18 protein-coding genes are annotated in these 21,263 nt (G+C 60.9%); 16 read left to right on the top strand and 2 right to left on the bottom strand.

Annotation, left to right across the window (positions count from 1 at the left end; translation table 11 throughout):
• Positions 1-110: 110 nt before the first annotated feature.
• From PMI26_RS01850 to PMI26_RS01860, 3 genes are read left to right on the top strand one after another with little or no spacing between them, the layout of a single operon-like run.
• Positions 111-1,130, top strand: coding sequence for an aminoglycoside phosphotransferase family protein (locus PMI26_RS01850; protein WP_007980209.1), 1,020 nt, complete (start codon positions 111-113; stop codon positions 1,128-1,130).
• Entirely contained in the window at positions 1,127-1,798 is a 672-nt protein-coding gene (gene murU, locus PMI26_RS01855; protein ID WP_007980208.1) for an N-acetylmuramate alpha-1-phosphate uridylyltransferase MurU, read from the top strand. The genes PMI26_RS01850 and murU overlap by 4 nt, the downstream gene beginning before the upstream one ends.
• 1 nt (position 1,799) lies before the next feature.
• Positions 1,800-2,567, top strand: a complete 768-nt coding sequence (locus tag PMI26_RS01860; protein WP_007980207.1) for a TerB family tellurite resistance protein — start codon at positions 1,800-1,802, stop codon at positions 2,565-2,567.
• A gap of 137 nt (positions 2,568-2,704) precedes the next feature.
• Here the strand turns inward: PMI26_RS01860 and PMI26_RS01865 are convergent, their stop codons facing one another.
• Complete coding sequence (locus PMI26_RS01865) at positions 2,705-3,694, bottom strand: alpha/beta hydrolase family protein (protein ID WP_007980206.1); 990 nt, start codon at positions 3,692-3,694, stop codon at positions 2,705-2,707.
• A gap of 73 nt (positions 3,695-3,767) precedes the next feature.
• Here PMI26_RS01865 and PMI26_RS01870 point away from each other — a divergent pair, with 73 nt between their 5' ends.
• From PMI26_RS01870 to trpE, 10 genes are all read left to right on the top strand, one after another.
• Positions 3,768-6,164: a PAS domain-containing sensor histidine kinase gene (locus tag PMI26_RS01870; protein WP_007980205.1), complete on the top strand. Its 2,397-nt coding sequence runs from the start codon at positions 3,768-3,770 to the stop codon at positions 6,162-6,164.
• Between the two features lie 102 nt (positions 6,165-6,266).
• Entirely contained in the window at positions 6,267-6,920 is a 654-nt protein-coding gene (locus tag PMI26_RS01875; RefSeq protein ID WP_007980204.1) for a response regulator, read from the top strand.
• Between the two features lie 343 nt (positions 6,921-7,263).
• Positions 7,264-8,388: an ABC transporter ATP-binding protein gene (locus PMI26_RS01880; protein ID WP_007980203.1), complete on the top strand. Its 1,125-nt coding sequence runs from the start codon at positions 7,264-7,266 to the stop codon at positions 8,386-8,388.
• Positions 8,389-8,436: 48 nt separating this feature from the next.
• Positions 8,437-9,480 carry an ABC transporter substrate-binding protein gene (locus PMI26_RS01885; RefSeq protein WP_007980202.1) on the top strand — a complete coding sequence of 348 codons (1,044 nt, stop codon included), beginning with the start codon at positions 8,437-8,439 and terminating at the stop codon, positions 9,478-9,480.
• A gap of 181 nt (positions 9,481-9,661) precedes the next feature.
• On the top strand, positions 9,662-10,909 hold the full coding sequence (locus PMI26_RS01890; RefSeq protein ID WP_007980201.1) for an ABC transporter permease: 1,248 nt from the start codon (positions 9,662-9,664) through the stop codon (positions 10,907-10,909).
• Between the two features lie 12 nt (positions 10,910-10,921).
• Positions 10,922-11,746 carry an ABC transporter permease gene (locus tag PMI26_RS01895; protein WP_007980200.1) on the top strand — a complete coding sequence of 275 codons (825 nt, stop codon included), beginning with the start codon at positions 10,922-10,924 and terminating at the stop codon, positions 11,744-11,746.
• A gap of 224 nt (positions 11,747-11,970) precedes the next feature.
• On the top strand, positions 11,971-13,119 hold the full coding sequence (locus tag PMI26_RS01900) for an iron-containing alcohol dehydrogenase (RefSeq protein WP_007980199.1): 1,149 nt from the start codon (positions 11,971-11,973) through the stop codon (positions 13,117-13,119).
• Between the two features lie 115 nt (positions 13,120-13,234).
• Positions 13,235-13,909 carry a ribulose-phosphate 3-epimerase gene (gene rpe / locus PMI26_RS01905; RefSeq protein ID WP_007980198.1) on the top strand — a complete coding sequence of 225 codons (675 nt, stop codon included), beginning with the start codon at positions 13,235-13,237 and terminating at the stop codon, positions 13,907-13,909.
• The gene (locus PMI26_RS01910) at positions 13,906-14,724 is read left to right on the top strand and encodes a phosphoglycolate phosphatase (RefSeq protein ID WP_007980197.1); all 819 of its coding nucleotides are present in this window, start codon (positions 13,906-13,908) and stop codon (positions 14,722-14,724) included. The genes rpe and PMI26_RS01910 overlap by 4 nt, the downstream gene beginning before the upstream one ends.
• Positions 14,725-14,793: 69 nt before the next feature.
• Positions 14,794-16,275, top strand: a complete 1,482-nt coding sequence (gene trpE / locus PMI26_RS01915; protein WP_007980196.1) for an anthranilate synthase component I — start codon at positions 14,794-14,796, stop codon at positions 16,273-16,275.
• Between the two features lie 170 nt (positions 16,276-16,445).
• Here the strand turns inward: trpE and estP are convergent, their stop codons facing one another.
• On the bottom strand, positions 16,446-18,356 hold the full coding sequence (gene estP, locus PMI26_RS01920; protein ID WP_007980195.1) for an esterase EstP: 1,911 nt from the start codon (positions 18,354-18,356) through the stop codon (positions 16,446-16,448).
• Positions 18,357-18,764: 408 nt separating this feature from the next.
• Between estP and PMI26_RS01925 the strand changes: the two genes are divergently transcribed.
• Genes PMI26_RS01925 through trpC form a run of 3 tightly spaced genes read left to right on the top strand, consistent with a single transcriptional unit; the run spans position 18,765 to position 21,250 of the window.
• A complete protein-coding gene (locus PMI26_RS01925; protein ID WP_007980194.1) occupies positions 18,765-19,358 on the top strand; it encodes an aminodeoxychorismate/anthranilate synthase component II in 594 nt (197 codons plus the stop codon).
• Between the two features lie 9 nt (positions 19,359-19,367).
• Positions 19,368-20,417 carry an anthranilate phosphoribosyltransferase gene (gene trpD / locus PMI26_RS01930; protein WP_007980193.1) on the top strand — a complete coding sequence of 350 codons (1,050 nt, stop codon included), beginning with the start codon at positions 19,368-19,370 and terminating at the stop codon, positions 20,415-20,417.
• Complete coding sequence (trpC, locus tag PMI26_RS01935) at positions 20,414-21,250, top strand: indole-3-glycerol phosphate synthase TrpC (protein ID WP_007980192.1); 837 nt, start codon at positions 20,414-20,416, stop codon at positions 21,248-21,250. The genes trpD and trpC overlap by 4 nt, the downstream gene beginning before the upstream one ends.
• Positions 21,251-21,263 lie beyond the last annotated feature (13 nt).

Below are 21,263 nucleotides of genomic sequence, written 5' to 3'. Positions count from 1 at the left end.
GCGTGCCATCTGCCCGCGGTGTGGGCCGCACGCCTCTCGATGGTCTGAAAAAGATGCTGGATAATAAAGCATGACCCGCTTGACGGCTAGCGCCGTCGGAGACCCTTGCAATGCCTGATCAAGATGTACGCTTGCAACACCTGAAAGTTTGGCTCGATGAACAATTGGCGACCCTTTTTGCCGAGCAGGGTTGGGGCGTCGTACCCCCGGCCACGTTGACTGCGGCCAGCAGCGACGCAAGTTTCCGGCGGTATTTTCGCTGGGAAGGCGATGGCAAAAGTTTCATCGTGATGGACGCGCCACCGCCCCAGGAGAACTGCAAACCCTTCGTGGATATCGCCTTTTTGCTGGCGAAATCCGGAATAAACGTGCCGAAAATTTATGCCGAAGACCTCGAGCGCGGTTTTCTTTTGCTCAATGACCTTGGCAACAAAACCTATCTGGACGTCATCGACAGCGAAAACGCCGACGATTTGTTCAAGGATGCCCTGCAGGCGTTGCTGGCTTTCCAGCAGTTGCCGATGGTTGCGCCGCTGCCGAGCTATGACGTGGCATTACTGCGTCGCGAACTGGAACTGTTCCCCGAGTGGTACGTGAAGCGCGAATTGGGCATCGAATTCGACGCGGCGCAGCAAGTGCTCTGGCAGCAGGTCAGCGATCTGTTGATTGACAGCGCCCTGGCACAGCCAAAAGTCCTGGTGCATCGCGACTACATGCCGCGCAACCTGATGCTCAGCGAGCCCAATCCCGGCGTGCTGGATTTCCAGGATGCGGTATATGGCCCGGTGACCTACGACGTGACCTGCCTGTTCAAGGACGCCTTCCTCAGTTGGCCCGAGGAGCGTGTACACGGTTGGCTCGAAAGCTACTGGCAACAGGCGGGCGCCCTCGGTATTCCGGTTCAGCCCGAGTTCGAGGATTTCCTGCGTGCCAGCGACTTGATGGGGGTGCAACGTCACCTGAAAGTCATCGGTATTTTCGCCCGTATCTGCCATCGCGACGGCAAACCGCGTTATCTGGGTGATGTGCCGCGTTTCTTTGCCTATATAGATGCCGTGATCGCTCGCCGCCCCGAACTGGCCGAACTGGATGTGCTGCTGGCCAGCCTGCGTGCCGGAGTCAAAGCATGAAGGCAATGATTCTGGCCGCGGGCAAAGGCGAGCGCATGCGCCCGCTGACCCTGACCACGCCAAAACCGCTGGTGCGTGCCGGCGGCGTGCCGCTGATCGAGTATCACCTGCGGGCGCTGGCTGCGGCGGGGTTCACCGACATCGTGATCAATCACGCCTGGCTCGGTCAGCAGATCGAAGACTATCTGGGCGATGGTTCGCGTTATGGCGTGAGCATCCAGTATTCGGCGGAGGGTGAACCCCTGGAAACCGGCGGCGGAATTTTCCGCGCCTTGCCGTTGTTGGGAGATGAAGCCTTTGTGGTGGTCAACGGCGATATCTGGACCGATTACGACTTCAGTGTGCTGCACCAACCCATCAACGGCCTGGCGCACCTGGTGCTGACCAGCAACCCGCCGCATCATCCGGCCGGGGACTTCAGTCTGGTCGGAAACCAGGTGAACGACGGTCAACCGCAGGCTCCCACCCTGACCTACAGCGGCATCGCCGTGTTGCACCCGCAGTTGTTCGACGGTTGCACCGCCGGGGCCTTCAAGCTCGCGCCGCTGCTACGCAAAGCCATGGCTGACGGGCAGGTGACCGGCGAGCAGTTGCGGGGGCACTGGGTCGATGTCGGTACTCACGAGCGTCTGGCCGAAGTTGAAACATTAATAGAAGCGAGCCGCTGACATGCTGTGGCCAGGGACTCTGATAGGAGCCGGGGCGGGCTTTGCCATAGCCAGCATTCCGGGGGCCATGCTCGGCGCATTGTTGGGGCAGGCGCTGGATCGGCGCTTGCAGCTGCAGAGCTGGGGGCATTTGCGGGAGAAACTGGGCGGTCGCCCGGTGCTGCGCAACGATGAATTGCTGTTTGTCCTGCTGGGACGCCTGGCCAAGTGCGACGGCCAGGTGATGGCTGGGCACATCGAACAGGCCCGGGCGGAAATGCGCTCGCTGGATATGTCCGGGCCGGCTCAGCGCCGTGCAATTGCCGCGTTCAACCGTGGCAAGTCGGGCCGCGACCGGCTACGCGGTTATCTGCGTAGCCTGAGTGCCCAGCCCCATGCGGCGGAAGGTGTGTTACGCGCCTGCTGGCGAATGGTCTGGGCCGATGGTCGTGCCGGCAGCGGTGAGCGTGAGTTGATCCGCCAGTGGGGCCAGTGGCTGGGCTGGACGCCGCATCAGGTGCAGGCGTTGGCCCACGATTACGAGCCGCAGAAACGGCCATTGGGCAACAGCGTGCCAAGTTATCAGGACGCCTTGAAGCTGTTGGGGGTGTCGGCCACCACCGAGCCTGCGCAGATCAAGCGTGCTTATCGGCGCCTGCTCAGTCGCCATCATCCGGACAAGATTGCCGGCAGTGGCGCGACGGCGATGCAGGTGCGTGAGGCCACCGAGCGAACGCGTGAACTGCATAGTGCCTATACGCTGATTCGGGAGCGGCGGGATTTTCGCTAGCAGAACAGCTTTGTGTTGCCTGTAATGGCTCCTTCGCGAGCAAGCCCGCTCCCACAGGTTTGATGTCGTCCGCCATTTCGTGACCGGCATAAAACCTGTGGGAGCGGGCTTGCTCGCGAATGAAGCGCCTCGGTCTGTCAGTCCGCCGGGTTCTGCGGATTCAACCAACCCCGCACCCGACGGAACAATTGCTCCTGCTCGGCCTTGCTATCGGGCAAGGCCTTGAGCGTGACCTGACTGAATGTCGAGGACTTCAAGCGTTTGCTGGCCTGCAGGCGTTCCAGTGCGGCGTTGCGGTCCGGCGCTTTGTCTTTGTAGTAAATATCGGCGGTCGGCAGTTTCAGGGTCGGGGTCAGTTCCACCAGCTCGGGCTTCTCTGCCACCGGTGTGCGAGTGGCGACCATGACCAGTTTCTCGACTTGCGATGGCTGCTTCTCGCTCAGGTAGCGCGCCGCCCAATAGGCACCCGTGCCATGCCCCAGCACTACGATGCTGCGGGCGCTTTGTTGTTCGGCAAACGCGATCGCCGCTTCGATCCGGGCGAAGATGCGCTCGGCATCTGCCCTGGATTGTTCTTCGGTGGTATCAGCGATGGCCTTGTCGGCCACATCGGCCTCGCCACCGGCCACCTGTTCGATCGGGGCCGCTGTGGTCGAGTCCTTGCTGCCGGCTTCGGGGGCCTTGGGCGCCGGCGTTGCCTCCACGATTCGTGGCGCAATGGCATCGCTTTGCAGGTCCGGCAAGGTGATACTCAGGCTGCTCCACTCGGCGTCCGGCAATTTTCGCCGCAAAGGACCGACCGCTTGCGGCCAGTCAACGGTTTCGCCGGCGCCCGGGATGATAATCACCGCGCCTTTGGGTTCAGCGGTATTGGCCGGTTTCCACAAGGCCAGAAAAGTGTCGGTGCCCGCTTGCAGTTGTTGCTGTTCCTGAGCCGGGATTTTTCGCTCAAGTGCAGTCGCTTCTTCCTGACTGCGCTCAGGCAGCGGCTGACGTTCGAGTGGTTTTTCTTCGGCGGGCTTTTCTGTTGCGGCAGGCGCCGGTTCGGCCGCCTCCACGGAAAAAACGCAAGGCAGGATCAGCGACATGCACAATGCTGGCAGTGCCAGGCGGTAGACAGGGGGCATTGGATATTCCAGGCCGGAAGTGGTTCCGGCAGCCTAATGGGTTGGTCAGTATTTGTCAGTGTGTGAGAGTTCAATGATGCGTTTTCGCTGCCTGTGGGTTATCGGCTGTTTGTGGTTTCCCTTGATGGGTTGGGCGGCAGTCGTGCCCCCGGCGCACGTTGCCCAACTGACCCCGAAACAACAGCACTGGCTGATGCAGCAGGGCGAGTTACGGGTCGGACTGGTGTTGCAGGCACCCTATGCGCAATATGATCGCCGCTTGCAGCGCCTGTCCGGGGTGAATGTCGACTTGATGAAGCGGTTGGCAAAGACCCTCGACGTCGAGTTGAGCTGGCGCAACTTTCCCGACCTTGAACAACTGGAAGCTGCCGCACGCGAAGGCGAAATCGACATCGCCCCGGGACTGACCCAGACACCCGGCGGGCTGCGCCTCTGGCAATTCTCCGACCCCTACATGCGGGTGCCGCAACTGGTGGTCAGCGACCAGAAAAGCGCCGGTGCGATTGAGCTGGAAAAACTCGACAGCCAGACCCGCGTCGCCGTGCGAATGCCCAGCGCCATCGCCGATTACCTGCACGGCAACTATCCACACCTGAATCTGCAGGGCGTGCCGATGGAGCGCCAGGCATTGCAGTTAGTGACGGGCCAGCAGGCGGCTTATGCGGTGGTCGATGAAGCGCAATTGGGGCGCCTCTCCGTCGAACCGGAGTTTGCCGGGTTGGTGGTGGTCGGGGATGTCGGCCTGCCGCAGCTGTTGCGGGTAGCCACGCGTCGCGACAAGCCGGAACTGGCGGGTATTGTCGAAAGCGCATTGCGGGCGATCCCGGCCAAGGATCTGGAGCAACTGCACAATCAATGGCTGCAACCCAAATATCCACGTCTCACCGAGTCGCGGGGGTTCTGGCAAAACCTCTGCCTGTTGCTGGCCGTGCTGGCGTTGAGTTGCGTGGCCATCGTGTTCTGGCAGCGTCGCCAGCAGCACAGTCTGGAACAACGCCTGATGGCGGCGCAGGAAGACATTGCCTTGCGTGCCGCCAGCGAGGAGGCGTTGCGGCTGACCCAGTTTTCCATCGATCAAAGCACCGTCGGCATCCTCTGGGTCAATTGGGACAGTCACGTGCGCTACGCCAATCGTGCGGCGGAAAGCATGCTCGGCTATCCAGCCGGCGCGATCATCGATCGGCCCTTGATCGATTTCGAACCCGGCCTGCACATGGATCGTTGGCTCAATCTGTGGAAGCGCGCCCGGGCCAGTGAAGAGGGCCCGCAAAGCTTCGAAACCAACTGCGTGCGCGCCGACGGCAGCATCCTGCCGGCCGATGTTTCGTTGAGTTTTCTGCGTTTTCGCGATGGCGAATACCTGGTGGTTTACCTCAACGACGTCACCGAGCGGCGCCGCGCCCTGGCGGCCTTGCAGGAAAGCGAGGCGCGGCTGCAGGGCATCGCCGCCAACGTTCCGGGGCTGGTTTTCCGCCTGGAGCGGGCACCGGTGACTGGCCAGATCGACTTTGCCTATATCAGCGAAGGCAGCGAAAGCCTGGTGGGTTATTCACCGGCCACCCTGGCGCATCGTGACAAAGGCCTGCGCAGCCTGGTGCATCCGGATGACAAGGCGAGTTATCACCAGACCCAGGATCATGCGCTGGATACCGACAGCGACTGGTCGTGGCAAGGGCGAATCCTCACGCGTCAGGGCGAGCAGCGTTGGGCGGAAATCAAGGCCATCACCCGCCGGCTGGAAGACGGCGCCTATGTCTGGGACGGCATCGTCTGGGACATCAGCGAGAGCAAGCGCATCGAGCTTGAGCTGGCCAGCTCCCGGGAACAACTGCGTGAGCTGTCCGCGCACCTGGAAAGCGTGCGCGAAGAAGAAAAAGCACGCATCGCCCGGGAAGTTCACGATGAACTGGGGCAGATGCTGACCGTGCTCAAACTGGAAACCTCCATGTGCGAACTGGCTTACGCGCAACTTGATCCGGGCCTTAACGAGCGCCTGGGCAGCATGAAACGCCTGATCGCTCAGCTCTTTCAGTTGGTTCGCGACGTGGCGACTGCCTTGCGCCCGCCGATTCTCGATGCCGGCATTGCCTCGGCCATCGAATGGCAGGCCCGACGATTCGAGGCGCGTACGCAGATTCCGTGTCTGGTGCAGGTACCGGACAATCTGCCGGTGCTCAGCGATGCCAAGGCCATAGGCCTGTTCCGGATCCTTCAGGAAGCACTGACCAATGTCATGCGCCATGCCCAGGCGCATACTGTTGAACTGACACTGGCGCTGGAAGGCGACGTGTTGTGTCTGACGGTCGCCGATGATGGCGTAGGATTTGTTGCAGCGCCTGGCAGGCCAACGTCCTTCGGGATCGTCGGAATGCGTGAGCGGGTGTTGATCATGGGAGGGGAGTTGTCCCTTGAGAGTGAGCCGGGTGAGGGTACGACGCTGAGTGTGAAAGTGCCATTGGATGTTGCCTGAATAAGTTGTGTTGTCTGTACTGACGCCTTCGCGGGCAAGCCCGCTCCCACAGGGGATCTAGGGTGGTCACAAAATCCCTTGTGGGAGCGGGCTTGCTCGCGAATGATCCTGAATCTGGAGAAGAACGTGATCCGTGTACTGGTAGCTGAAGACCACACCATCGTCCGCGAAGGCATCAAACAGCTGATCGGCCTGGCCAAGGACTTGCTGGTGGTGGGGGAGGCGAGCAATGGCGAGCAGTTGCTCGACACCTTGCGTCATGTGCCCTGCGAAGTGGTGCTGCTGGACATTTCCATGCCCGGCGTCAATGGCCTGGAGGCCATTCCGCGGATTCGCTCCCTGAACAATCCGCCGGCGATCCTGGTGTTGTCGATGCACGACGAAGCACAAATGGCTGCCCGGGCGCTGAAGGTCGGGGCCGCCGGTTATGCAACCAAGGACAGCGATCCGGCACTGTTGCTGACCGCCATACGCAAAGTGGCGTCAGGCGGGCGTTATATCGACCCGGAACTGGCCGACCGCATGGTCTTCGAGGTCGGTCTTACCGACTCGAGGCCATTGCATTCGTTGCTCTCCGAGCGCGAGTTTTCCGTGTTCGAACGCCTGGCCCAGGGCGCCAACGTCAACGACATTGCCCAGCAACTGGCACTGAGCAGCAAGACCATCAGCACCCACAAGGCGCGGCTGATGCAGAAGCTCAACATCACCTCGCTGGCGGAGCTGGTGAAGTACGCGATGGAGCACAAGCTGCTCTAAGGCCCACCAAGATCCAATGTGGGAGCGGGCTTGCTCGCGAAAGCAGTGTGTCAGTCGACATATCCGGGCCTGATACACCGCTTTCGCGAGCAAGCCCGCTCCCACAGGTCTGGTGGTGGCATGTCCATTTGCGACATCCTGCAAATCCGCTTTTGCCTTTGCTGGCGGCCTGCAGCTGACCGCCGGTCACTGCGTTTGCCAAAACGCGCCATCCTTGTAGGGCAATCCCTACCCCCAGCCTTCCATCCGGCTGAGGCGAATCTCTCTTGCCCCCCGATTTGCGTGGTCCCCAGCGTCCACTAGGCTTAACCCCACAGCAGTCATCAATAACAAAGGTGTGGGTATGAGCCAGGTCGATTCAAGCGCAGGGGCCAATGATGTTCTGGTCAGCTTTCGTGGAGTGCAGAAGAGCTACGACGGCGAGAACCTGATCGTCAAAGACCTCAACCTGGACATTCGCAAAGGCGAATTCCTCACGTTGCTCGGGCCGTCCGGCTCCGGCAAGACCACCAGCCTGATGATGCTCGCCGGCTTCGAAACGCCAACCGCGGGCGAAATCCTGTTGGCCGGGCGCGCCATCAACAACGTGCCGCCGCACAAGCGCGACATCGGCATGGTGTTTCAGAACTACGCCTTGTTCCCGCACATGACGGTGGCCGAGAACCTGGCGTTCCCGCTGACCGTGCGCGGGATGAACAAGAGCGACGTCAGTGCCCGGGTCAAGCGCGTGCTGAGCATGGTCCAGCTCGACAGCTTCGCCCAGCGTTACCCGGCGCAGCTTTCCGGCGGTCAGCAACAGCGTGTGGCCTTGGCCCGGGCGCTGGTGTTCGAGCCGCAACTGGTGCTGATGGACGAACCCCTCGGCGCACTCGACAAACAACTGCGTGAACACATGCAGATGGAAATCAAGCACCTGCACCAGCGCCTGGGCGTCACCGTGGTCTACGTGACCCACGATCAGGGTGAAGCCCTGACCATGTCCGACCGTGTGGCGGTGTTCCATCAGGGCGAAATTCAGCAGATCGCGCCGCCGCGCACCCTCTACGAAGAGCCGAAGAACACCTTCGTCGCCAACTTCATCGGCGAGAACAATCGCCTCAATGGCCGCCTGCACAGTCAAACCGGCGACCGTTGCATTGTGGAACTCGGGCGCGGTGAGAAGGTGGAAGCCCTGGCGGTCAACGTTGGCCAGACCGGCGAGCCGGTGACCCTGTCCATTCGTCCGGAACGAGTGAGCCTCAACGGCTCCAGCGACCAATGCGTCAACCGCTTCTCCGGGCGGGTCGAGGAATTCATCTATCTGGGCGACCACGTCCGGGTGCGCATGGAAGTCTGCGGCAAGAGCGACTTCTTCGTGAAACAACCGATTGCCGAGCTTGATCCCTCGCTCGCCGTCGGCGACGTGGTACCGCTTGGCTGGCAGGTCGAGCACGTTCGTGCACTCGATCCCCTTCTAGAGGCGAACTGATCGCCCCGGCAATACCAACACCAACCCTGCACGTGGAGAGAACAATAAATGTTGAGATCCCTGAAATTCACCGCTTTGGCACTGGGCATGATGGGCGCGGCACACGCAATGGCGGCCGGCCCTGACCTGACCGTGGTGTCCTTTGGCGGGGCGAACAAGGCGGCTCAGGTCAAAGCCTTCTACGCACCGTGGGAAGCGGCAGGCAACGGCAAGATCGTGGCCGGCGAGTACAACGGCGAAATGGCCAAGGTCAAGGCCATGGTCGACACCAAGAGCGTGTCCTGGGATCTGGTAGAGGTTGAGTCGCCGGAACTGTCCCGTGGTTGCGACGAAGACATGTTCGAACAGCTTGATCCGAAGTTGTTCGGCAAGACCGAAGACTACGTCAAGGGCGCCATCCAGCCGTGCGGCGTGGGTTTCTTCGTGTGGTCGACCGTGCTGGCCTACAACGCCGACAAGCTGAAATCCGCACCGACTAGCTGGGTGGATTTCTGGGACACCAAGCAGTTCCCGGGCAAGCGTGGCCTGCGTAAAGGCGCCAAGTACACCCTGGAATTCGCTCTGATGGCCGACGGCGTTGCGCCGAAGGACGTCTACAAAGTGCTGGCCGGCAAAGACGGTCAAGACCGCGCGTTCAAGAAGCTCGATGAACTCAAGCCGAACATCCAGTGGTGGGAAGCCGGTGCACAACCGCCGCAATACCTTGCTTCCGGTGACGTGGTCATGAGTTCGGCCTACAACGGCCGGATCGCTGCCGTGCAGAAAGAAAGCAACCTGAAAGTCGTGTGGAACGGTGGCATCTACGACTTCGACGCATGGGCCATTCCAAAAGGTCTGGATGCCAAGCGTGCTGAAGCAGCGAAGAAGTTCATCGCCTTCTCGGTGATGCCACAGCAGCAGAAGACCTATTCGGAAAACATCGCCTACGGCCCGGCCAACACCCAAGCCGTACCGTTGCTGGCCAAGGATGTCCTGAAAGACATGCCGACCACCCCGGAAAACATCGCCAACCAGGTGCAGATCGATGTCAGCTTCTGGGCTGACAACGGCGAGCAACTGGAACAGCGTTTCAACGCCTGGGCTGCCAAGTAAGACCGCACCGCGGGCTTACGCTGTAGGAGCGAGCTTGCTCGCGAAAGCGGTGGGTCAATCAACATAGATGTTGAATGTGATGGCCTCATCGCGAGCAAGCTCGCTCCCACAGGTTGCGGTGTTTCAACACAACAGAGGTGGTTCTCCGCCTCTGTACGATCAAAGATTCCCGGAGTACGTCATGGCTATCGCCGTTCCCCTGAACGAGGGCACCAGCCCCACCTTGAAGCAGCGGCTCAAGCACGCCGAGCGGGTCAACCGCTGGAAGGCCCAGGCGTTGATCGCGCCGCTGGTGTTGTTTCTGTTGCTGGTGTTCCTGGTGCCGATCGTGGCGCTGCTCTACAAAAGCGTTGGCAACCCGGAAGTGGTCGGCGGCATGCCGCGCACCGTGACCGCCATCGCCAGCTGGGACGGCCGCGGCCTGCCCGCTGAACCGGTTTACAAAGCGGCGGCCGAAGACCTCGCCGAAGCCCGCAAGAACCAGACCCTGGGCGATCTGTCCAAGCGCCTGAACATGGAGCTGGCCGGCTACCGCAGCCTGCTGACCAAAACCGCCCGCGCCTTGCCGCTTGCCACCGAGCCGGCCTCCTATAAAGAAGCGCTGGAAGGTCTCGATGAGCGCTGGGGCGACCCGGCCTACTGGCAAGCGGTGCGCCGCAACACCAGCAGCATCACCCCGTATTACCTGCTGGCGGCTGTCGATCATCGCATCGACGACCTCGGCGAAATCGCCCCGGCCACCCCGGACCAGGCAATCTACCTCGACATCTTTGCCCGCACTTTCTGGATGGGCCTGATCATCACCGTGATCTGCCTGGTGCTGGCGTACCCACTGGCTTACCTGCTGGCCAATCTGCCGTCGCGCCAGAGCAACCTGCTGATGATTCTGGTGCTGTTGCCGTTCTGGACCTCTATCCTGGTACGGGTCGCGGCGTGGATCGTGTTGCTGCAGTCGGGCGGCCTGATCAACAGCGGTCTGATGGCCATGGGCATCATCGACAAGCCGATCGAACTGGTGTTCAACCGCGTCGGTGTCTACATCTCCATGGTGCATATCCTGCTGCCGTTCATGATCCTGCCGATCTACAGCGTGATGAAAGGCATCTCGCCGACTTACATGCGCGCCGCGATTTCCCTCGGCTGCCATCCGTTCGCCAGTTTCTGGCGGGTGTACTTCCCGCAGACCTATGCCGGTGTCGGCGCCGGTTGCCTGTTGGTGTTCATCCTCGCCATTGGCTACTACATCACCCCGGCCTTGCTGGGCAGCCCGAACGATCAGATGGTCAGCTACTTCGTCGCCTTCTACACCAACACCAGCATCAACTGGGGCATGGCGACCGCACTCGGTGGGCTGCTGTTGCTCGCAACGGTCGTGCTTTATCTGATTTACAGCTGGCTGGTGGGCGCGAGCCGCCTGCGCCTGAGCTAAGGGGAGAACGAAATGCTGAGTCCTTATATGTCGCCCATCGAACGGGTGTGGTTCTACAGCTTGCGGATTCTCTGCGGCTTGATTCTGTTGTTCCTGATCCTGCCGGTGCTGGTGATCATTCCGCTGTCGTTCAACTCCGGCAGTTTCCTGGTGTACCCGCTGCAAGGTTTCTCGCTGCAGTGGTACCACGATTTCTTCGCCTCGGCGGAGTGGATGCGCGCCCTGAAGAACAGCATCATCGTCGCCCCGGCGGCCACGGTGCTGGCCATGGTCTTCGGTACGCTGGCGGCGATTGGACTGACCCGCGGCGACTTCCCCGGCAAGGCGCTGGTGATGGCGCTGGTGATTTCGCCGATGGTGGTGCCAGTGGTGATCATCGGTGTGGCCAGTTACCTGTTCTTCGCTCCGCTGGGGCTGGGTAACAGCTTCTTCTCGCTGATCGTGGTGCATGCGGTGTTGGGTGTGCCGTTTGTGATCATCACCGTGTCGGCGACCTTGCAGGGGTTCAACCACAATCTGGTGCGAGCTGCGGCCAGCCTGGGCGCTTCGCCGCTGACCACGTTCCGCCGGGTGACCTTGCCGCTGATCGCGCCGGGCGTGATTTCGGGGGCGCTGTTTGCCTTTGCGACGTCGTTCGATGAGGTGGTGGTGACGCTGTTCCTCGCCGGCCCTGAACAAGCGACCCTGCCACGGCAGATGTTCAGCGGCATCCGCGAAAACCTCAGCCCGACCATCGCCGCCGCCGCGACGCTGCTGATTGCCTTCTCGGTGATCCTGTTGCTGACCCTGGAATGGCTGCGTGGGCGTAGCGAGAAACTGCGGACCGCGCAGGTCTGAAGCCACGCCCCGATCACCTGTAGGAGCGAGCCTGCTCGCGATGGTCGTCAACGATAACGCTGGAAGCCTGACACCCAGCGGCGTTTTCAAGTCCATCGCGAGCAAGCTCGCTCCTACATGGGTTCTCCAGAGTCTGTTCGGACATTCATGGCCTGAATGCCAGACAAACCCCAATCCCCAGCTACTATTGTGCCCAGCTCCCCTACCTATAAGAGGCTGCGCACATGAGTCTTTCCTCTTTCAAGATCGCTCACAAACTGATCACCGGCGCAGGTGCCATCGAGCAGCTGTCCGCCGAGCTGGCGCGTCTGGACATTGATAATCCGCTGATCGTCACCGATGCCGCCCTGGTCAAGTCCGGCACGGTAGAGCTGGCGCTGGCGCAGTTGGGCGAACGCAGCTACGAGATTTTCGACCGGGTACTGCCGGACCCGGAAATCGCCATCGTCGAAGATTGTATGCAGGTGTATCGCGAGGGCGGGCATGACGGCCTGATCGGCCTGGGCGGCGGCAGTGCCATCGACATTGCCAAGAGCGTGGCGGCCTATGCCGGATACCACGGTGCGCTGGAGGATCTGTTCGGTATCGATCAGGTGCCGCGCAAAGGCCCGCCGTTGATCGCTATCCCGACCACGGCCGGTACCGGTTCGGAAGTGACCAACGTCGCCATCCTTTCCGACAAGGTCGCGCAACTGAAAAAAGGTATCGTCAGCGACTACCTGTTGCCGGACGTGGCGCTGGTCAGTCCGCAAATGACCCTGACCTGTCCGCGCAGCGTCACGGCGGCCAGCGGCGTCGATGCGCTGGTGCATGCCATCGAATCCTATCTGTCGGTCAATGCCTCGCCGATTACCGATGCCCTGGCCATTGGCGCCATCAAGTTGATCGCCAAGGCCTTGCCCAAGGCGTACGCCAACCCGTCGAACCTGCAAGCCCGGGAAGACATGGCCACCGCCAGCCTGATGGCCGGCATGGCGTTCGGCAACGCCGGGGTCGGCGCGGTGCATGCGTTGGCGTATCCGCTAGGCGGACGTTTCAACATTGCCCATGGCGTGAGCAATGCCTTGTTACTCCCCTATGTCATGACCTGGAACAAGATGGCCTGCATCGAACGCATGCAGGATATCGCCGAGGCCATGGGCGTGAAGACCGCTCATCTAAGTGTCAACGAAGCGGCTGACAAAGCCGTGCAAGCCATGACCGAGCTGTGTGCCGTCGTGGAAATTCCCCAGGGCCTGCGCAGTTTCGGTGTACCCGAGGACGCCATCGCGTCCATGGCCGTCGAAGCGGCGGGGATCGAGCGCCTGATGCGCAATAACCCGCGCAAGTTGAGTGCCGTCGATATCGAGAAGATCTATCGCGCGGCGTACTAGAGACTCTGCCGTTGATGGATGATGGCAAGGTCCAATCATCGCGCTCACGGTGCGCGCGTCAAAGCATGAGGTATACAATGCGCGCCATCGTGATTCTGCTCAGAAAAGGTGCGTCATGCAGCCCTTCGTAATTGCTCCGTCGATTCTTTCCGCCGACTTCGCCCGCCTGGGTGAAGAAGTGGACAACGTCCTGGCCGCCGGCGCCGACTTCGTGCACTTCGATGTCATGGACAACCACTACGTACCGAACCTGACCATCGGCCCGATGGTCTGTTCGGCGCTGCGCAAGTACGGCGTGACCGCGCCGATCGACGCGCACCTGATGGTCAGCCCGGTGGACCGTATCGTCGGCGACTTCATCGAAGCCGGCGCGACCTACATCACCTTCCACCCGGAAGCCACCCAGCACGTCGACCGCTCCCTGCAACTGATCCGCGAAGGCGGCTGCAAGTCGGGCCTGGTGTTCAACCCGGCGACCCCGCTGGACGTCCTCAAGTACGTGATGGACAAGGTCGACATGATCCTGCTGATGAGCGTCAACCCGGGCTTCGGCGGGCAGAAGTTCATCCCCGGCACCCTCGACAAGCTGCGTGAAGCGCGGGCGCTGATCGATGCTTCGGGTCGTGACATTCGCCTGGAAATCGACGGCGGCGTGAACGTCAACAACATTCGCGAAATCGCTGCGGCCGGTGCTGACACCTTCGTCGCCGGTTCGGCCATCTTCAATGCGCCGAACTATCAGGAAGTCATCGACAAGATGCGCTCCGAACTGGCGCTGGCTCGCCCATGAGTGGCTTTGAGCAGCTGTTCCCGGGGCAATTGCCACGGCTGGTGATGTTCGATCTGGACGGCACGTTGATCGATTCGGTCCCGGACCTGGCAGTGGCTGTGGACAAGATGCTGCTCAATCTCGGTCGCCAACCCGCCGGCCTGGAAGCAGTGCGCGAATGGGTCGGCAATGGCGCGCCGGTACTGGTGCGTCGCGCGCTGGCCGGCGGCATCGATCATTCGGCGGTCGATAACGCCGAGGCCGAACGGGCGCTGGAGTATTTCATGCAAGCCTATGGCGAGAGCCATGAGCTGACGGTGGTTTACCCCGGCGTGCGCGATACCCTCAAATGGCTGCAAAAGCAGGGTGTCGAGATGGCGCTGATCACCAACAAGCCGGAGCGCTTCGTCGCGCCGCTGCTGGATCAGATGAAGATCGGCCGTTATTTCCGCTGGATCATCGGCGGCGACACCCTGCCACAGAAAAAACCCGATCCGGCCGCGCTGTTTTTCGTGATGAAAATGGCCAACATTCCGGCTTCGCAGTCGTTGTTCGTCGGCGATTCACGCAGCGATGTGCTGGCGGCGAAAGCGGCGGGGGTCAAGTGTGTGGCTCTGAGCTACGGCTATAACCACGGGCGGCCGATCGCCGAAGAATCGCCGGCGTTGGTGATCGACGACCTGCGCAAACTAATTCCCGGTTGCCTGGATCCGGCCGCTGAGATAACGTTGGCCGACTCTGTCAAACCCCCTTCTGGAAACGCCATCGTGGTGGTCACTCGCAAACTCTGGATGAAAGTCATCAAGGCCCTGGCCCGCTGGCGTTGGCGCGCCTGACTTGATCCTGGCCGGTTTCCGGCGCGTTTGCATACCTGACCGTTCGACCCTCAAGCCACGAGGCACCTCATGATCCGCGAAGAATTCCTGCGTTTGGCCGCTGCCGGCTACAACCGCATTCCGCTTGCCTGCGAAACCCTGGCCGACTTCGACACGCCGCTGTCGATCTACCTGAAGCTGGCCGACGAGCCCAATTCCTACTTGCTGGAGTCCGTGCAGGGCGGCGAGAAGTGGGGCCGTTACTCGATCATCGGCTTGCCATGCCGCACTGTGCTGCGGGTTCACGACCATCACGTCAGCGTGACCGTCGACGGCGTCGAGACCGAAAGCCACGACGTGGAAGACCCACTGGCCTTCGTCGAAACCTTCAAGGCCCGCTACAACGTGCCGACCATCGCCGGCCTGCCGCGTTTCAACGGCGGTCTGGTGGGTTACTTCGGTTATGACTGCGTGCGTTATGTGGAGAAGCGTCTGGGCAAGTGCCCGAACCCGGATCCGCTTGGCGTACCGGACATTCTGCTGATGGTCTCCGACGCCGTCGTGGTGTTCGACAACCTCGCCGGCAAGATGCACGCCATCGTGCTGGCCGACCCGGCGCAGGAAGATGCCTTCGAGCAAGGCCGCGCCCGCCTGGAAGAGCTGCTGGAAAAACTGCGCCAGCCGATCACCCCGCGCCGTGGCCTGGACTTCAGCCAGCAACAATCGGCTGACCCGGTGTTCCGCTCCAGCTTCACCCAGGACGATTACGAAAAAGCCGTCGACACCATCAAGGAATACATCCTGGCCGGTGACTGCATGCAGGTCGTGCCGTCCCAGCGTATGTCGATCGACTTCAAGGCCGCGCCGATCGATCTGTACCGCGCGCTGCGCTGCTTCAACCCGACGCCTTACATGTACTTCTTCAATTTTGGCAACTTCCACGTCGTCGGCAGTTCGCCGGAAGTGCTGGTGCGGGTCGAAGACAACCTGATTACCGTGCGCCCGATTGCCGGCACCCGCCCACGCGGGGCCAATGAAGAAGCTGATCTGGCGCTGGAAAAAGACCTGCTGTCGGACGACAAGGAAATCGCCGAACACTTGATGCTGATCGACCTCGGTCGCAACGACACTGGTCGTGTCTCGGAAATCGGCTCGGTGAAACTCACCGAGAAAATGGTCATCGAGCGTTATTCCAACGTGATGCACATCGTGTCCAACGTTACCGGGCAACTTAAGGCCGGGCTGACGGCAATGGATGCACTGCGGGCGATTCTGCCGGCGGGCACCTTGTCTGGCGCACCGAAGATTCGCGCGATGGAAATCATCGACGAACTGGAGCCGGTCAAGCGTGGCGTCTACGGCGGTGCGGTCGGTTACTTCGCCTGGAACGGCAACATGGACACCGCGATTGCGATCCGCACGGCGGTGATCAAGAACGGCGAACTGCACGTGCAGGCCGGTGGCGGCATCGTCGCCGACTCGGTGCCGGCATTGGAATGGGAAGAAACCCTGAACAAGCGCCGCGCAATGTTCCGCGCCGTGGCACTGGCCGAACAAACCCCGAACACCTGAGTTCACGCAAAAACCTGTAGGAGCGAGCTTGCTCGCGATGGGGGCAGCACTGCCACATTGATGTGGTCTGACCCACCGCAATCGCGAGCAAGCTCGCTCCTACAGGGGGTACACCAGCAATAAAAAAACGCGGCGCCTGTAAGGGCGCCGCGTTTTTTATTGCCGGTCCATCAGAAGTCCAGCGCAACACCTACGTTGATGCCTTGTTGGGTGAAGTCGTCGTCCCTGCGAATGTTGTAGCTGGCGCGCAATGCCAGGTCGCGGGTGAGGTTGTGGCTCACTCCCAGGTTCACGCGCTGCAAGTGGCTTTGCGGGGTGTAGCCTTCCAGTGTGAACTGGTTGTTCGGCAGACTGTTGAGGTTGATGCCCACGTCCTGGGTATCGTCGTTGTACTCACGCTCGATTGCCGCCTCGCCGAACACCTGGGTTTGCGGGGTGATCTGGTATTTACCCTGCAGGCCAGCACCCAGGCGTCGGGAAATCACTTCCTGATCGGCAAAGGTCAGCGCCGTGGAATCGTTGCCGTCCTCCGAGTAGCCATCGACTTTCGCCTTGGAGAAATCAGCGCTGATAAACGGCGACACGTGCCAGGGGCTGCTCGCTTGTTGTGCAATGTCGTAACCCAGGCGAGCGCTGAAGGCTTCGATGTAGCCGCTGGTATCGCCTTTTTCACTGCGTTCGTTGGCACCCAACTGGAACTTGCGCTTGAGGCTGTCGTAATCCAGGTGGCCGGCCGTCAGCGCCACGTCAGCCCAGACACGGTTTTGCTGGTATTGGGCGAATGCCGTGCCCAGGTAAGTGTTGAGCTTGTAGTCGGAATCGTTGCTGCCGGCTTCGAGTTTCTGGTTATAGAAACCCGCCGCCAGGCCAACGCGCCAGGCATCGTCGATGCGGTAGCTGCCCCCGATGTTCAGGTTGGCTCCGTTGCCGTCGGCACTGACCGCGCTGTCCTGGCTGTCAAAGTCCTGATGCTGTCCGCCGCCAGAAACAATGGCTCGCCATTGGCCGACGCCCTGCCAGTTTTGCCAATCGGCCAGCCACTGGTTGCGCAATTCATCCTGATGCGCGCGCAGGGTGCCCTGGGCCATTTCCGGCAGTAATGTCAGCTCCCAGGGGGCTGCCAACAGGGAATACGCATAGTCGGCAATCAGGCGCTGCCCGGCTTCTGTGGGGTGCACGGAGTCGTTGTAGATCAGTTTGGTCGGGTCCGGCGTGGCGCTGTTGATGCCGTAACGGGCATTCTCGGTACACCCGTTGCCGCTGAAGCAGGTGGCGATGAGGTTCTGGTCGGTGGCCAGACCAAATTGCGCCGGATTGGCGAACGTCTCTTTGAGCAGTACCGGAATGTTGAGCGGGATGACTTCGGCATTGATGTTCTGCAGTCGGCTGACCAGTTCATTATTGAACTGGGCGCTGAGTTGGGACGTGAACGCTTGCAGCGGGGTGCCGTTGAACGCCGGGGTGAAGCCGATATCGGGCAGCAACCAGACCATGACGTATTTGGCGCCGGCGGTTTGCAGTGTCTGCACGCTGTCGGCCAGTCGATCGGCTGCAGCGCTGGCCTGGGGCAGGCTGGTGACGCGACCTTGCAGGAAGTCGTTACCACCACCCGACAGGTAATACAGTGCGTTCGGGTCGGCACGGAAGTTGTTCGACGGCAGGTAGCCGGCGCGGGTGCGTTCGCCGGTGGCGGAAACGCTGGTGATCGAATCCAGGATCTGATCCGTGCGGTAGCCGCCGACGGCCCAGTTGTTGCCATCGGGCTGGCCGTTGTTGGCACGCACCGCCGAAGATGATGACGCAGTCTGGTCCGCCGAGAACCCGAGTTTTCCACCCAGTATCTGCGTGGAGTTGAGCGAGCGGACTTCGCCGCTGCCATCCAGATACACCGGCCCTGTCCGGTTGGTAAAGCGCTGCGTCGCCCCGGCAGGCCCGCCGGTGTCGGCAAAGGTCCCGGCGTCGTTGAGGCTGTCCCCGAAGACCACGAAATTTGTATAAGGATTGGGTGCGGCGTTCGCCTGGGCGCACGCCATCGCGAGCAAGCATCCTGCGAGCGGTACAGACAACGACTGTTTGATCATGAGCAAGTCCGTTTATTTATTGTTGTAGTGAACGAAACGACAGTACCAAAAACGTTCGGCCTTTTGCCATCTGTCGCGGAGCCTTTGATAGTTTCGCGGGCAGGACCCCCGGCGATATTGCACGCTCTGCCCAGCTACGATACTGTGCCGGGACGTACGAACGAGACCTTCCCCGTGTTGATCATCAGTAAACTCCTGGATCAAGTCATCAAGGCACACGCCCGCTGGCGTTGGCGCGCCTGAATTCTTTTGCCGGCCTCGCCGGACCTGTACCGCTTCGCCTTCTTTACCTGTTTGAAATGCCGCTTTGCTGGCGCTCCTCCAGCACCTGTCAAAGCGCAGCGCTCTGCGGGTCAATCATTCGAAGGCCATCTTTAAAGTCAGTGAATTCAAGAGGTTATTAACGCCATGTTGCTGATGATCGATAACTACGACTCCTTTACCTACAACGTTGTGCAGTACCTGGGCGAGCTCGGCTCCCAGGTCAAAGTCGTGCGCAACGATGAACTGACCATCGCTGAAATCGAAGCCCTCAATCCTGAGCGCATCGTTGTGTCCCCCGGTCCTTGCACCCCGACCGAAGCCGGCATCTCGATTGAAGCGATCAAGCATTTCGCCGGCAAACTGCCGATTCTTGGCGTCTGCCTGGGTCACCAATCCATCGGCCAGGCCTTTGGCGGCGATGTGGTGCGCGCCCGCCAAGTGATGCACGGTAAGACTAGCCCGGTATTTCACGAGGACAAGGGTGTATTCGCAGGCCTGAACCGTCCGCTGACGGTGACCCGCTATCATTCATTGATCGTCAAGCGCGAAACCCTGCCCGATTGCCTGGAGCTGACGGCCTGGACCCAGCTTGAAGACGGCTCGGTCGACGAGATCATGGGCCTGCGTCACAAGACCCTGAACATCGAGGGCGTGCAGTTCCACCCTGAATCGATCCTCACCGAGCAGGGCCACGAACTGTTCGCCAACTTCCTCAAACAAACCGGCGGCACACGCTAAGGACTCATCATGAATATCAAGACAGCCCTGAGCCGTGTCGTCGATCACCTCGACCTCAGCACCGATGAAATGCGCGATGTGATGCGCGAAATCATGACCGGGCAATGCACGGACGCACAGATCGGTGCGTTCATGATGGCCATGCGCATGAAGAGCGAAAGCATCGACGAAATCGTCGGCGCGGTGTCGGTGATGCGTGAACTGGCGGACAAGGTCGAACTCAAGACCCTCGACGGTGTGGTCGATGTGGTGGGCACCGGCGGTGACGGCGCCAATATCTTCAACGTATCGACCGCTTCCGCTTTCGTGGTTGCGGCGGCCGGTTGTACGGTAGCCAAACACGGCAACCGTGCGGTGTCGGGCAAGAGCGGCAGTGCCGATTTGCTGGAGGCGGCCGGCATCTACCTGAACCTGACGCCGGTGCAAGTGGCGCGCTGCATTGACAACGTTGGTATTGGTTTCATGTTTGCCCAGACTCATCACTCTGCGATGAAATACGCCGCCAGCCCGCGTCGTGATCTTGGCTTGCGCACATTGTTCAACATGCTCGGCCCGCTTACGAATCCGGCCGGTGTGAAGCATCAGGTGGTGGGCGTATTTACCCAGGCCTTGTGCCGGCCGCTGGCGGAAGTGTTGCAGCGTCTGGGTAGCAAGCATGTGTTGGTGGTGCATTCGAAGGATGGCCTGGACGAATTCAGCCTGGCCGCACCGACGTTTGTCGCTGAGCTGAAGGATGACCAGATCACCGAGTATTGGGTCGAGCCGGAAGACCTGGGCATGAAGAGCCAGAGCCTGCACGGCCTGGCCGTGGAAAGCCCGGCGGCGTCCCTGGAGCTGATTCGCGATGCCCTGGGCAAGCGCAAGACCGAGAACGGTCAGAAAGCGGCCGAGATGATCATGCTCAATGCCGGTGCCGCACTGTATGCGGCCGACCATGCCAGCAGTTTGAAAGAGGGAGTTGCACTTGCGCACGATGCGCTGCACACCGGCCTCGCTCGAGAAAAGCTCGAGGAGCTGGGTGCGTTTACCGCGGTATTCAGAGTGGAGAATGAGGGATGAGTGTACCGACGGTTCTGGAAAAGATTCTGGCGCGCAAAGTCGAGGAAGTGGCCGAGCGCAGCGCTCGCGTCAGCCTCGCCGAGCTGGAAAGTCTGGCCAAGGTGGCCGATGCACCTCGTGGTTTTGCCAAGGCATTGCTGGCTCAGGCCAAGCTGAAGCAACCGGCAGTCATTGCTGAAGTCAAGAAAGCTTCGCCGAGCAAAGGCGTGATCCGCGAGAACTTCGTTCCCGCCGATATCGCCAGAAGCTACGAGAAGGGCGGCGCGACTTGCCTGTCGGTACTCACCGATATCGACTACTTCCAGGGCGCCGATGCGTACCTGCAGCAGGCCCGCGCGGCGTGCCAACTGCCGGTGATCCGCAAGGACTTCATGATCGATCCCTACCAGATCGTCGAAGCCCGTGCCCTGGGTGCCGATTGCGTGCTGTTGATCGTGTCGGCGCTGGATGACGTGAAAATGGCCGAACTGGCAGCCGTGGCCAAAAGCGTCAACCTTGATGTGCTGGTGGAAGTCCACGACGGCGATGAGTTGGAGCGGGCCTTGAAAACCCTCGATACTCCGCTGGTTGGCGTGAACAACCGCAACCTGCACACCTTCGATGTCAGCCTGGAAACCACCCTCGACCTGTTGCCGCGTATTCCGCGCGATCGTCTGGTCATCACCGAGAGCGGCATTCTCAACCGCGCCGATGTCGAACTGATGGAAATCAGCGACGTCTACGCGTTCCTGGTCGGTGAAGCGTTCATGCGCGCCGAAAGCCCGGGTACCGAATTGCAGCGACTGTTCTTCCCCGAGCGCGGCGTTCCAGTCAGCGGCTCGACCCTCGACTAAACACATCTTCACA

This window comes from Pseudomonas sp. GM33 (assembly GCF_000282295.1).
Classification (GTDB): Bacteria; Pseudomonadota; Gammaproteobacteria; order Pseudomonadales; family Pseudomonadaceae; genus Aquipseudomonas; species Aquipseudomonas laurylsulfatiphila.
Note: the sequence above shows the minus strand (reverse complement) of the source record. Positions and strands in the feature narration are given on the sequence as shown.